Raw genomic sequence first — 12,177 nt, forward strand, 5'->3', positions numbered from 1 at the left:
CGCTCAGCGGTCCTGGTCGGCGCGCTCCGCCGCCTTCGCTGCCTTCTCTGCGTGCAGCTCCTTGATCCGGACCGACTCCTTGCGGACGTCCACCTGCGTGGCGCGCTCCGCCTTCAGCCACTCCGGGGCCTCGGCCTTCAGCGCCTCGATCTGCTCCGTGGTGAGCGCTTCGGTGACTCCGCCGCGCGCCAGGCCCGAGATGGAGATGCCGAGCTTCGCGGCGACGACCGGGCGGGGGTGCGGGCCGTTGGCGCGCAGGTCCTGCAGCCACTGCGGCGGGTCGGTCTGGAGCGCGTTCAGCTCGGCGCGCGAGACGACACCCTCCTGGAATTCGGCGGGGGTGGCCTCGAGGTACACATCCAGCTTCTTGGCCGCCGTGGCGGGCTTCATGGTCTGGGTGCTCTGGTGCGACGTCATGCCTCAAGGGTATCGAGCGCGTGCGCGACCGCTGACCACGACCGGTAGCCTGGCCAGGTGACAGGCTCGGAAGCACCCCCTCGCTCGTTCCGGCTCGCGTACGTCCCCGGGGTGACCCCCACCAAGTGGGTCCGGATCTGGAACGAGCGGCTGCCCGACGTACCGCTCACCCTCACCCAGGTGTCGCCCGCCGAAGGCCCCGGCCTCCTGCGCGAGCGCGGCGCGGAAGCCGGCTTCGTACGCCTTCCGATCGACCGTACGGACCTGAGCGCGATCCCCCTCTACACCGAGACGACCGTCGTCGTGCTCCCCAAGGACCACGCCTTCGCGGCAGCCGAGGCCACCGAGGAGATCTCCGCCGAGGACCTGGCCGACGAGATCGTGCTGCATCCCCTCGACGACACCCTCGGCTGGGAGAAGCTGCCGGGACAGCCCGCGAAGGAGCGTCCGGAGACGACGGCCGACGCCATCGAGCTGGTGGCGGCGGGGGTCGGTGTCCTTCTCGTACCGCAGTCGCTGGCGCGTCTGCACCACCGCAAGGACCTCACGTACCGGACGGTGACGGGCGAGACGATCGCCGAGTCGCGCATCGCGCTGGCGTGGCGGGAGGACGAGACGACCGACCTGGTGGAGGAGTTCATCGGGATCGTCCGGGGCCGGACCGTGAACAGCTCACGGGGCCGCGGAGCGCCTGCGGCGCAGCCCAAGGACAAGGAAAAGGCGAAGAAGAAGCCCCCGCCCAAGAAGGCCGCGGGCAAGAGCCCCCGCAGCGGATCCGGTGGCGCCAAGGGCGCGAAAAACACCAAGCGCGGCAAGCCCCGTCGGTAGCGCGCCACGTCGGTCATGCCGATCTGATCCGCGAGTCGGTGGACGGACTGGTCGGGGAGGACCCGCCGCGCTGACGGAACGAAAGAGCGGCCCAAGTCGTCCTCGGGGGAAGACGCTCAGGGCCGCTCACCCGTCACAAGAAGGGACCTAGGTCCCGCGCATCACCGGTCGGAAGACCGTCAGAAGACCGACTCGGCCTCGTACATCCGCCCCTCGGGAACCGTCTTCAGCTCCGTCACCGCATCCGCGAGCGGCACCATCGTGATGTCGGTCCCGCGCAGCGCGGTCATGTTCCCGAACTCACCCCGGTGCGCCGCCTCCACCGCGTGCCAGCCGAAGCGCGTCGCGAGCACGCGGTCGTACGCCGTCGGGGTGCCGCCGCGCTGGACGTGTCCGAGGATGACCGGGCGCGCCTCCTTGCCGAGACGGGTCTCCAGCTCGATGGCCAGCCGCGTCCCGATGCCGGTGAAGCGTTCGTGGCCGAACTGGTCGACCTCGCCCTTCTCGTACGCCATCGAGCCCTTGGCCGGGTGCGCGCCCTCCGCGACGCAGATCACCGCGAACTTCTTGCCGCGCGAGAACCGCTCCTCGACCATCTTCACCAGCGAGTCGACCTCGAAGGGACGCTCGGGCAGGCAGATGCCGTGCGCGCCGCCCGCCATCCCGGACTCCAGCGCGATCCAGCCCGCGTGGCGCCCCATGACCTCGACGACCATGACGCGCTGGTGCGACTCCGCGGTCGTCTTCAGCCGGTCGATGGCTTCCGTCGCGACGCCGACAGCCGTGTCGAAGCCGAAGGTGCGGTCCGTGCCGGAGATGTCGTTGTCGATGGTCTTCGGTACGCCGACCACCGGCATCCCCGCGTCCGAGAGCATCCGGGCCGCGGTGAGCGTGCCCTCCCCGCCGATGGGGATGAGGGCGTCGATTCCGTAGCGCTCGGTCAGCTCGCTGCAGTTCTCGGCGGCCTCGCGCAGCCGGTCGCGCTCCAGCCGGGCCGAGCCGAGGATCGTGCCGCCGCGGGCGAGGATGCCGCTCACGTTGTTGAGGTCGAGGGGGCGGTAGTGGCCGTCGAGCAGCCCCTTGAAACCGTCCTCGAAGCCGATGACCTCGTCGCCGTGCCCGACCACTGCCCGGTGCACGACCGACCGGATGACTGCGTTGAGGCCTGGGCAGTCGCCGCCTGCGGTGAGAACTCCGATGCGCATCGTGCTGTGTCTCCTGCTCCTACTGGGACATGTGAGCCGTGTCCGATTGTTCCACGCTTGTACGGCCCGGCGCGCTCCCAGCCGTGGCACAGAAGGCCTTGGGACCCTTGCGTCAGGCCTTAGGTCCCGCCATTTCCCGGCGGGCGACGTACCCACGCACGGGGGTATTGTCAACAGGGCATGACCACCCTAAACGGGGCATTTGCTCCAGATAAATCACTCTGAATACCCGCATACCGGCATACACGGACTACGAGGATGGAGAGCACGCGTGACGCGCAGCGTGTACGTGACCGGGATCGACCGAGGTGACGGCCGGCAGGTCATCGAGCTGGGAGTCATGGAGCTCCTCACCCGTCAGGTGGACCGGGTGGGCGTCTTCCGCCCCCTCGTCCACGACGGCCCGGACCGCCTCTTCGATCTGCTCCGCGCCCGCTACCGCCTGTCCCAGGACCCGGGATCCGTCTACGGCCTCGACTATCACGAGGCCTCCACGATCCAGGCCGAGCAGGGCACCGACGAGCTGGTCTCGCGCCTGGTGGACCGCTTCCACCAGGTGGCACGCGAGTACGAGGTGGTGCTCGTCCTGGGCACGGACTTCGCGGGCACCCAGCTCCCCGACGAACTGGCGATCAACGCACGCCTGGCGAACGAGTTCGGCGCCTCGGTCATCCCGGTGGTCGGCGGCAAGGGCCAGACCTCGGAGTCCGTACGGGCCGAGACCCGCAATGCGTACCGCGCGTACGAGGCCCTGGGCTGCGACGTCATCACCGTGATCGTCAACCGCGTCGCCCCCGAGGCCCGCGACGAGATCGCCGAGCGCCTCGCGGCCCGCCTCCCGGTGCCCTGCGCCGTGCTTCCCGACGAGCCCGCCCTCGCCGCACCGACCGTCTCGCAGATCAATCACGCACTCGGCGGCACGGTTCTGCTCGGCGACGACGCGGGCCTGGCCCGCGATGCGCTCGACTTCGTCTTCGGCGGCGCGATGCTCCCGAAGTTCCTCAGCGCCCTGACCCCCGGCTGCCTCGTCGTCACCCCCGGCGACCGCGCCGACCTGGTCGTCGGCTCGCTCGCCGCGCACAGCGCCGGCACCCCGCCCATCGCGGGCGTCCTGCTGACCCTCGACGAGCGCCCCGGCGAGGCGATCCTCAAGCTCGCCGACCGCCTCGCCCCCGGCACCCCGGTCATCGCGGTGGCGGGCGGCTCCTTCCCCACAGCAGCCGAACTCTTCGCGCTGGAAGGGAAGTTGAACGCCGCGACCCCCCGCAAGGCGGAGACGGCCCTCGGGCTCTTCGAGCGGTACGTGGACACCACCGACCTCCTGGGCCGCCTCTCGGTGGCCCGCAGCGGCCGCGTCACCCCGATGATGTTCGAGCACGAACTCCTGGAGACGGCCCGCGCGTCCAAGCGCCGCGTCGTCCTCCCGGAGGGCACCGAGGACCGCGTCCTGCGCGCCGCCGACGTCCTGCTGCGCCGCGGGGTCTGTGACATCACGCTGCTCGGCGATGTCGACGCCGTACGCAAGAAGGCCGCCGACCTGGGCATCGACCTGACCTCGGCCGACATCATCGACCCGCAGACCTCCGAGCTGCGCCAGCGCTTCGCCGAGGTCTACGCGGAGCTCCGCGCCCACAAGGGCGTCACGGTGGAGCTGGCCTTCGACGTCGTCGCCGACGTCTCGTACTTCGGCACGCTGATGGTCCAGGAGGGCCTGGCCGACGGCATGGTCTCGGGCGCGGTGCACTCCACCGCGGCAACCATCCGCCCCGCCTTCGAGATCATCAAGACGAAGCCGGACGCCCGGATCGTCTCGTCGGTCTTCTTCATGTGCCTGGCCGACAAGGTCCTCGTCTACGGGGACTGCGCGGTCAATCCGGACCCCAACGCCGAGCAGCTCGCGGACATCGCCGTCCAGGCGGCGGCCACCGCGGCCCAGTTCGGCGTGGAGCCCCGGATCGCGATGCTCTCGTACTCCACCGGAACCTCGGGGTCGGGCGCGGACGTCGACAAGGTCCGCCAGGCCACCGAGCTGGTCCGCGCGGCCCGCCCGGATCTGATGATCGAGGGGCCGATCCAGTACGACGCGGCCGTGGAGCCCTCCGTCGCCGCCACCAAGCTGCCGGAGTCGGAGGTCGCCGGGCAGGCCAGCGTGCTGATCTTCCCCGACCTCAACACCGGCAACAACACCTACAAGGCCGTGCAGCGCTCGGCCGGCGCGGTCGCGGTCGGCCCGGTGCTCCAGGGTCTGCGCAAGCCGGTCAACGACCTGTCGCGCGGCGCGCTCGTCCAGGACATCGTCAACACGGTCGCGATCACCGCGATCCAGGCGCAGGCGCAGGCGCAGGCAGAGAACCAGAGCCAGAACCAGGCCCAGAATCAGGAGCCCACCGCATGACCGCCACCCGGATCCTCGTCCTCAACTCGGGCTCGTCCTCGCTCAAGTACCAGCTCATCGACATGGCCGACGGCTCGCGCCTGGCCAGCGGCCTGGTCGAGCGGATCGGCGAGGAGACCTCGCGCGTCAAGCACGGCGAGCGCGAGACGAGCGGCCCCATCGCCGACCACGAGGCCGCGCTCAAAGCGGTCTCGCACGAGCTGGAGACGGACGGGCTCGGCCTGGACTCCCCGGAGTTGGCCGCGGTCGGCCACCGGGTCGTGCACGGCGGCCTGAAGTTCACCGCTCCCACGCTCATCACCGACGAGGTGCTGGCGGAGATCGAGCGCCTCGTGCCGGTCGCCCCGCTGCACAACCCGGCGAACATCACCGGCATCCGTACCGCCCAGGCGCTGCGCCCCGACCTCCCCCAGGTCGCCGTCTTCGACACCGCCTTCCACACCACCATGCCGGAGTACGCGGCCCGTTACGCCATCGACGTGGAGACCGCGGACGCGCACCGCATCCGCCGCTACGGCTTCCACGGCACCTCCCACGCCTACGTGTCGCGCGAGACGGCCAAGCTGCTCGGCAAGATGCCCGAGGAGGTCAACGTCATCGTGCTGCACCTGGGCAACGGCGCCTCGGCCTCTGCGGTGCGCGGCGGGGTGTGCGTGGACACCTCCATGGGGCTCACCCCCTTGGAGGGGCTGGTGATGGGTACGCGGTCCGGGGACATCGACCCCGCCGTGGTCTTCCACCTCTCCCGGGTGGCGGGCATGTCCGTGGACGAGATCGACGTACTGCTCAACAAGAAGAGCGGGATGGTCGGCCTCTGCGGCGACAACGACATGCGCGAGGTGGTGCGCCGGGCGCTCGCGGGCGACGGAGCGGCCCAGCTCGCGTTCGGGGTGTACGTCCACCGCCTCAAGAAGTACATCGGCGCTTATTCGGCCGTTCTCGGCCGGGTCGACGCGGTGGCCTTCACTGCGGGCGTCGGCGAGAACTCGGCGCCGGTCCGCGAGGCGGCGATCGACGGTCTGGAGGAGATGGGATACGCACTGGACGCCGATCTCAATTCCGTGCGATCCGACGAACCGCGTCTGATTTCGCCGGATTACGCGCGAGTAGCTGTGGCCGTGGTCCCCACAGACGAAGAACTGGAAATTGCCCAGCAGGTTTACGCCCTGGTTCGTGGCTGATTCTCCCCCGCTCCTCCCCCGGGAATCCGGCCGACACCTGAGCGCAACTCTGCCCATTTGTACTTTCCACCAGACGGAATATTCCGAAGCGAAACAAACCGATAGGATCCGCCTTATGCGCCGTTCCAAAATCGTCTGCACCCTGGGTCCCGCCGTCGACTCTCACGAGCAGCTCGTCTCGTTGATCGAGGCCGGCATGAGCGTGGCCCGCTTCAACTTCAGCCACGGCACCCATGAGGAGCACCAGGGCCGTTACGACCGCGTCCGCGCGGCCGCCAAGGAGACGGGCCGTGCGGTGGGCGTGCTCGCCGACCTCCAGGGCCCCAAGATCCGCCTCGCCAAGTTCGCTTCGGGCCCCGTCGAGCTCGTCCGCGGCGACGACTTCACCATCACCGCCGAGGACGTCCCCGGTGACAAGTCGATCTGCGGTACGACCTACAAGGGTCTGCCGGGCGACGTCTCCAAGGGTGACCCGATCCTGATCAACGACGGCAACGTCGAGCTCAAGGTCGTCTCGGTCGACGGCCCGCGGGTCCACACGATCGTCATCGAGGGCGGTGTCATCTCCGACCACAAGGGCATCAACCTGCCCGGCGCGGCGGTGAACGTCCCGGCCCTGTCCGAGAAGGACATCGAGGACCTGCGCTTCGCCCTGGCGATGGGCTGCGACATGGTCGCCCTGTCCTTCGTGCGTGACGCCGACGACGTCAAGGACGTCCACAAGGTCATGGACGAGGAGGGCCGCCGGGTCCCCGTCATCGCCAAGGTCGAGAAGCCGCAGGCCGTCGCCAACATGGAGGGCGTCGTCATGGCGTTCGACGCCGTGATGGTGGCCCGTGGCGACCTGGCCGTCGAGTACCCGCTCGAAAAGGTCCCGATGGTGCAGAAGCGCCTCATCGAGCTCTGCCGCCGCAACGCCAAGCCGGTCATCGTCGCGACCCAGATGATGGAGTCGATGATCACCAACTCCCGCCCCACGCGCGCCGAGGCCTCGGATGTGGCCAACGCGATCCTGGACGGCGCGGACGCGGTCATGCTCTCCGCGGAGTCCTCGGTGGGCGCGTACCCGATCGAGACCGTCAAGACGATGTCGCGCATCGTCGAGGCCGCCGAGGAGGAGCTGCTCTCCAAGGGTCTGCAGCCGCTCGTGCCGGGCAAGAAGCCGCGCACGCAGGGCGGTTCGGTCGCCCGTGCGGCCTGCGAGATCGCGGACTTCCTGGACGCCAAGGCGCTGGTCGCCTTCACCGAGTCCGGTGACACCGCCCGCCGCCTCTCGCGCTACCGCACGTGCCAGCCGATCCTGGCCTTCACGACCTCGGAGTCGACCCGCAACCAGCTCGCGCTGAGCTGGGGCGTGGAGACGCACGTCGTCGGTCACGTGGACTCCACGGACGCGATGGTCGACCTGGTCGACGGCGAACTGCTGAAGCTCCAGCGCTACAGCAACGGCGACACCATGATCATCACGGCCGGCTCGCCCCCCGGCGTCCCCGGCACCACGAACATGGTCCGGGTGCACCACCTGGGCGGCAGCGAGCGCGACTAGTACCCGCGCTCGGCTCAGCACGCAGCAACGCCGGTGGGCGGCACCCCAGTTGTCAGGGGGGTGCCGCCCACCGGCGTTTCACGCTCCGTCCGCCGGCAGCCCCGCCGCACCGGCCAGGGCCTCCAGCGCCCGCCCGAGCGCCGCGCGCTGGGCCACAGTCAGCGCGGCCAGCAGCTCCTCGTCCAGCGCACGCGCCGCCCGCGCGCACCGCTCAAGGAGTTCCCGCCCCTCCGCGGTGAGCGTCAGCACCTGACGCCGGCGGTCCTTCGGATCGCGTACGCGGCGCACGGCGTCCAGCGCCTCGAGGCGGTCGACCAGCGACACCATCAGGCTGGGCGCGACGCCCATGCGGGTCGCCAACTCCTGCTGCGACGCTGCCTGCTCGTCGCCGAGGATCGCCATCACCCCCGCGTGCTTGGGCTTGATCCCGTACGGCTTGACGGCCTCCGCGAACCGGTCTCCGGCCATCGCCCCGAGCACGCCGAGCCGGAAGGTGACCGTGGCGGGCAGCGGCTCGCCCTTGACATCGCTCATGCCGACGATGCTACCTTCCCAGAATCATTCACAGTCTGAATGATTCTAGGAAGGAACCAATGAACGCCACTCTCACGCTCGCCAACTCGGCGGCAGCCCTGTGCTCCGGACTCTTCTCCGTGGCAGGCGCCTTACGTCCCGCCCTCCCGCTGGGCCGCGGTGAACAGGTCACGCCCGCTGTCGACTTCTACGCCCGGGCCTACGCCGCCCGCGCACTCCCCCTCAGCCTGGTCGCCCTCGTCATGCTGACCGGAGGCGCGGGGACGACCGGGGCAGCCGCGATCCTGATCGTGCTCGGCGCCGCCCAGCTGGGCGACCTGGCGATCGGCGCCCAGCGGCGGATCGCGGGCATGGCGGTCTGTTCGGGGCTCGGCGCGGTGCTGCACCTGGCCACCGCGTACTGGCTGCTCGGCTAGCGCGAAAGGGGCCGCACCATGAAGACATCGATCGCGTCCTCGGTCTCCGGGACGAACCCGTGCCGCTCGTACAGCCGCCGGGCCGCGCTGCCCTGCAGCACCTGGAGGCGTACGGGCAGGGCGTCGTCGTCGGCCCGCTGCAAGAGGGTGGCGAGGATGCCCGCCCCGACGCCCTGCCCCTGGAGCCGGGGTTCGAGGTAGAAGTTCTCGAGGTACAGCCCCTCGCCCTCCGGCCGCAGGGTCACGGATCCCGCGAACTCCCCCTCGATCTCGACGACCCAGGTGTACTCCGCCAGGAACCCGTCGCGGAACCGCTGGCGCACCCGCACCTCGTCGTACCGCCCCAAGCGCACGAGGTCGGGCCTCATGACGAGGGCCCGCAGCTCGGCGATGGTCTCGATGTCGGCCGCCTCGGCGGCACGCAACTCCCACTTCATGACCGGAGTATCACAAGAGACCGAAATCGCTGCGCCCGCTGTTCAGCCCTTGACCGCGCCCGCCGCCAGGCCGGACGCCAGCCTGCGCTGGACGATCACGAAGAAGATCAGCACCGGGACGGTGACCAGGGTGGAGCTGGCCATGACCGGGCCCCAGGACGTCGAGTTCTCGCCGAAGAACTGGTAAATGCCCACCGCGGCCGTGTACTTGTCGGCGCCCTTCATGAAGGTGTACGCGAAGACGAACTCGTTCCACGCGGTGATGAAGGCGAAGACGCTCGTCGCGACCAGGCCTGGGGCCACCAGCGGGAGCAGCACCGACCAGAACATGCGCGGCCAGGAGCAGCCGTCGATGTACGCCGCCTCCTCGACCTCCTTGGGGACGGTCTGCACGAAGCCGCGCAGGGTCCAGATCGCGAAGGGGAGCGAGAGGGCGATGTAGACGATGGTCAGGCCGATGAGGCTGTCGAGCAGTTCGTAGTCCCGCATCTGGAGGTACAGCGGGATGACCAGCGCCTCCAGCGGGACCATCTGCACGATCAGCACCATGACGAGGACCGACGTACGGAAGCGGAACTTGAAGCGGGCGACCGCGACCGCCGCGAAGAGGGCGAGGACTCCGGCGACCACGATCGTGCCGATGCCGACGAGTGCCGAATTCAGCAGATAGGTACCGAAGTTGCCCTCTTTGAAGACGAAGCTGAAGTGCTCGAAGCTCACTCCGCTGGGCAGGACGTCCGCGCCGCGGGTGACCGCCTTGGGGTCGAGTGCGGTGGAGACCATCCAGTAGACGGGGAACAGGGTGAAGACCAGCAGGGCGGCGACGGCCGAGCCGAGGCCGATGCGGGACGCGGTCGAGGGGCGGCTCACAGGTCCTCCTCCCCTTGCTTGAAGAGGGTGCGGATGTACACGACGGTGATGGCGAGGAGGAGCACGGTCAGCAGGATCGCGGCGGCCGATCCGGTGCCGTAGTCGTTCTGGGCGAAGGCCTGGTTGTACGAGAAGACGCCCAGGTTGTAGACGTCCTCGTTGGAGCCGCTGCCGCCCGGCATGATGTAGATCTGCGTGAAGACCTTGAAGTCCCAGATGGTCGACAGGATGGTCACCACGAGAAAGACCGGCTTGATGGTCGGGACGGTGATGTTCCAGAAGCGCTGCCAGGCGTTCGCGCCGTCCAGCATCCCGGCCTCGTACAGCTCCTTGGGAATGGTCAGGAGCCCGGCGAAGATCGTGATCGCGACGAACGGGAAGCCGTGGTGGACCACGTTCAGGGTGGCGATCGCGTAGAACGGCAGCCGCTCGGTGAACCAGTTGGTCGTCGCCGGGTCGATGAGGCCCAGATTGCCGGCGAGTTTGCTGAACATGCCGTCTTCCGGCTGGAAGAGCCAGATCCAGACGTACGTTCCGGTGACGGCCGGCATCGCCCAGGCGGCCATGATCGCGGTGGAGCAGATGAACCGCCACGCCGTGCCGAGCCGGTTGAGCAGCAGGGCGACGAGGGTGCCGAGCACGACGGTCAGGCCGACGCAGGCGACGGCGAAGAAGACCGTGTTGGGCAGGACCGTCTTCCACAGCAGCGAGCTGGAGAGCAGGTCGGTGTAGTGGTCGAAGCCGGTCCAGGTGCCGACGCCGCCGCCGAACTTCACCTCGTAGTCCTGCAAGGACAGCTTGCCGACCTGGATCAGCGGCCACAGCAGGAGTGCGGCAAGGACCACCAGCGCGGGGGCCAGGAGCAGCCACGGGCGGGTGATCTCGGTCAGGCGCTTGCGGCGGCGGGCGTTCTCGGCAGGGGTACGGGGGGATTTCCCCGGTCCGCCGCCGGCGGCGGGGCGAGCCTCCGTCGCCCCGCCGCCCTCGATCGTGCTCTTCACAACAACAGCTCTCTTACTCGCTCGTCGCTACTTACTCGCTCTTCGCGAAGATCGCGTCCATCTCACCGGCCGCCTTGTCGGCCGCCTCCTGGACGGTCGCCTTGCCGTTCAGGATGGACTGGATCATCTTGGGGATGACCTGGGAGGCCTGGATCTCGCCGTACGCCTTGGTCTTCGGGACGGTCGCACCGGCGTCGAGCATCTGCGTGGCGAAGGGCTCGACCAGCGGGTCCTTCGCGGCGGCGACCTTCTTCAGCTCCGAGTTCTGCCCGGGGAAGTAGTTGGTCTGCGTGGCCCACTTGGTGGCGAACTCACCGGTGGTGAGCATCTTGACGAACTCCCAGGCCAGCGCCTGGTTGTCGCCCTTGAAGGTGGAGAGGTACGAGCCGCCGAGGAAGGACCGGCTCATGCCGCCGGTCGGACCGGGGACGGGGACCGCGGCGAGCTTGCCCTTGAGGTCCGGGTTGGCGTCCGTGAAGGCCTTGGGCGTCCAGTTGCCGGAGATGGACATGCCGACCTCGCCCTTCTTCCAGGCGTCGCCGACCTCCTTCTCGGTCCAGGTGTTGACCTTGGCCGGGGAGACCTTGTCCTTCTTCGCCAGGTCTGTGTAGAACTGGATGCCCTCGACGGACTTGGGCGAGTTGATGGCGGACTTCCACTTGCCGCCGGACTCGGTGGCGAGCTCACCGCCCGCACCCCAGATGAAGGTGGTGGCGAACATCTCGGCGCCGCCCGCGACGGGGAAGGGGACGAGCTTCGGCTCCTTCTGCTTCAACGTCACGGCGGCCGCCTGGAGTTCCTTCCAGGTGGTGGGCGCCTTGAGGTTGTACTTGGCGAAGATGTCCTTGCGGTACAGGATCGACCGGACGCCCGCGTACCAGGGCATGCCGTACTGCTTGCCGTCGAGCGTGCCCGCGTCCTTGAGCCCCTCGACGAGGTCGTCGCTCAGCCCGGATTCCTTCACCTTGCCGGTGACATCGACGAGCGCGCCGGCGTCGGCGAACTGCGGCACCCAGGTGGTCCCGACCTCGGCGACATCGGGGACCTGCTTCGGGCCGCCCTCGATCGCGGTCGTGAACTTCTTCTGGGCGGTGGCCCACTGCTGGTACTCGACCTTGATGTCGGCGCCGGTCTTCTTCTTGAAGGCGGCGGCCGCCTCCTTGAAGAACGGCTTCGCGTCCGGGTTCGTGCCCTCCATGATCCAGACGGTGAGGGTCTTGCCCTTGCCGTCGGTGGCCGAACCGCTGTCCTTGGAGTCGTCGCCGCCGCATGCGGTGGCGGACGCTCCGATGACCAGCGCGATACCTGCCGCGAGGACTCGTCGATTCATTCCCGTACTCCCCAATT

The 12,177-nt window shown here is 69.1% G+C and carries 12 protein-coding genes; 5 read left to right on the forward strand and 7 right to left on the reverse strand.

Going from position 1 to position 12,177, the window contains the following annotated elements; translation table 11 throughout:
* Window positions 1–3: 3 nt before the first annotated feature.
* Window positions 4–417 (reverse strand): DUF5997 family protein, encoded by a 414-nt coding sequence (locus AB0H78_RS17370; protein WP_363235258.1) that lies wholly within the window; start codon window positions 415–417, stop codon window positions 4–6.
* Between the two features lie 57 nt (window positions 418–474).
* On the opposite strand from AB0H78_RS17370, the gene AB0H78_RS17375 reads away from it, so the two are divergent.
* Window positions 475–1,245 carry a LysR family substrate-binding domain-containing protein gene (locus AB0H78_RS17375; protein ID WP_363235259.1) on the forward strand — a complete coding sequence of 257 codons (771 nt, stop codon included), beginning with the start codon at window positions 475–477 and terminating at the stop codon, window positions 1,243–1,245.
* A gap of 179 nt (window positions 1,246–1,424) precedes the next feature.
* Here the strand turns inward: AB0H78_RS17375 and AB0H78_RS17380 are convergent, their stop codons facing one another.
* Window positions 1,425–2,450, reverse strand: a complete 1,026-nt coding sequence (locus tag AB0H78_RS17380; protein WP_363235260.1) for an ATP-dependent 6-phosphofructokinase — start codon at window positions 2,448–2,450, stop codon at window positions 1,425–1,427.
* A gap of 271 nt (window positions 2,451–2,721) precedes the next feature.
* Here AB0H78_RS17380 and pta point away from each other — a divergent pair, with 271 nt between their 5' ends.
* From pta to pyk, 3 genes are all read left to right on the forward strand, one after another.
* Window positions 2,722–4,845 carry a phosphate acetyltransferase gene (gene pta, locus AB0H78_RS17385; protein WP_363235261.1) on the forward strand — a complete coding sequence of 708 codons (2,124 nt, stop codon included), beginning with the start codon at window positions 2,722–2,724 and terminating at the stop codon, window positions 4,843–4,845.
* A complete protein-coding gene (locus AB0H78_RS17390) occupies window positions 4,842–6,026 on the forward strand; it encodes an acetate kinase (protein WP_363235262.1) in 1,185 nt (394 codons plus the stop codon). The genes pta and AB0H78_RS17390 overlap by 4 nt, the downstream gene beginning before the upstream one ends.
* A gap of 115 nt (window positions 6,027–6,141) precedes the next feature.
* Window positions 6,142–7,572, forward strand: coding sequence for a pyruvate kinase (pyk, locus tag AB0H78_RS17395; protein ID WP_363235263.1), 1,431 nt, complete (start codon window positions 6,142–6,144; stop codon window positions 7,570–7,572).
* A gap of 78 nt (window positions 7,573–7,650) precedes the next feature.
* Here the strand turns inward: pyk and AB0H78_RS17400 are convergent, their stop codons facing one another.
* Entirely contained in the window at window positions 7,651–8,106 is a 456-nt protein-coding gene (locus AB0H78_RS17400; RefSeq protein ID WP_363235265.1) for a MarR family transcriptional regulator, read from the reverse strand.
* 59 nt (window positions 8,107–8,165) lie between these two features.
* Here AB0H78_RS17400 and AB0H78_RS17405 point away from each other — a divergent pair, with 59 nt between their 5' ends.
* A complete protein-coding gene (locus AB0H78_RS17405; RefSeq protein ID WP_363235267.1) occupies window positions 8,166–8,522 on the forward strand; it encodes a hypothetical protein in 357 nt (118 codons plus the stop codon).
* Here AB0H78_RS17405 and AB0H78_RS17410 read toward each other — a convergent pair.
* Genes AB0H78_RS17410 through AB0H78_RS17425 form a run of 4 tightly spaced genes read right to left on the reverse strand, consistent with a single transcriptional unit; the run spans window position 8,519 to window position 12,160 of the window.
* A complete protein-coding gene (locus tag AB0H78_RS17410) occupies window positions 8,519–8,959 on the reverse strand; it encodes a GNAT family N-acetyltransferase (protein WP_363235268.1) in 441 nt (146 codons plus the stop codon). The genes AB0H78_RS17405 and AB0H78_RS17410 overlap by 4 nt on opposite strands.
* Window positions 8,960–9,001: 42 nt before the next feature.
* Window positions 9,002–9,829, reverse strand: a complete 828-nt coding sequence (locus tag AB0H78_RS17415) for a carbohydrate ABC transporter permease (protein ID WP_363235269.1) — start codon at window positions 9,827–9,829, stop codon at window positions 9,002–9,004.
* Complete coding sequence (locus AB0H78_RS17420; protein WP_363235270.1) at window positions 9,826–10,830, reverse strand: sugar ABC transporter permease; 1,005 nt, start codon at window positions 10,828–10,830, stop codon at window positions 9,826–9,828. Before AB0H78_RS17420 ends, AB0H78_RS17415 begins: the two co-directional genes overlap by 4 nt.
* Before the next feature lie 31 nt (window positions 10,831–10,861).
* On the reverse strand, window positions 10,862–12,160 hold the full coding sequence (locus tag AB0H78_RS17425) for a sugar ABC transporter substrate-binding protein (RefSeq protein WP_363235271.1): 1,299 nt from the start codon (window positions 12,158–12,160) through the stop codon (window positions 10,862–10,864).
* Between the last annotated feature and the right edge of the window lie 17 nt (window positions 12,161–12,177).

This window comes from Streptomyces sp. NPDC050738, from assembly GCF_040654175.1.
GTDB lineage: Bacteria > Actinomycetota > Actinomycetes > Streptomycetales > Streptomycetaceae > Streptomyces.

Coding starts and splice junctions, on each gene's coding strand:
- AB0H78_RS17370 (WP_363235258.1), bottom strand. CDS start 417: ATGACGTCGCACCAGAGCACCCAGACCATGAAGCCCGCCACGGCGGCC.
- AB0H78_RS17380 (WP_363235260.1), bottom strand. CDS start 2,450: ATGCGCATCGGAGTTCTCACCGCAGGCGGCGACTGCCCAGGCCTCAAC.
- AB0H78_RS17410 (WP_363235268.1), bottom strand. CDS start 8,959: ATGAAGTGGGAGTTGCGTGCCGCCGAGGCGGCCGACATCGAGACCATC.
- AB0H78_RS17405 (WP_363235267.1), top strand. CDS start 8,166: ATGAACGCCACTCTCACGCTCGCCAACTCGGCGGCAGCCCTGTGCTCC.
- pyk (WP_363235263.1), top strand. CDS start 6,142: ATGCGCCGTTCCAAAATCGTCTGCACCCTGGGTCCCGCCGTCGACTCT.
- AB0H78_RS17400 (WP_363235265.1), bottom strand. CDS start 8,106: ATGAGCGATGTCAAGGGCGAGCCGCTGCCCGCCACGGTCACCTTCCGG.
- AB0H78_RS17425 (WP_363235271.1), bottom strand. CDS start 12,160: ATGAATCGACGAGTCCTCGCGGCAGGTATCGCGCTGGTCATCGGAGCG.
- AB0H78_RS17390 (WP_363235262.1), top strand. CDS start 4,842: ATGACCGCCACCCGGATCCTCGTCCTCAACTCGGGCTCGTCCTCGCTC.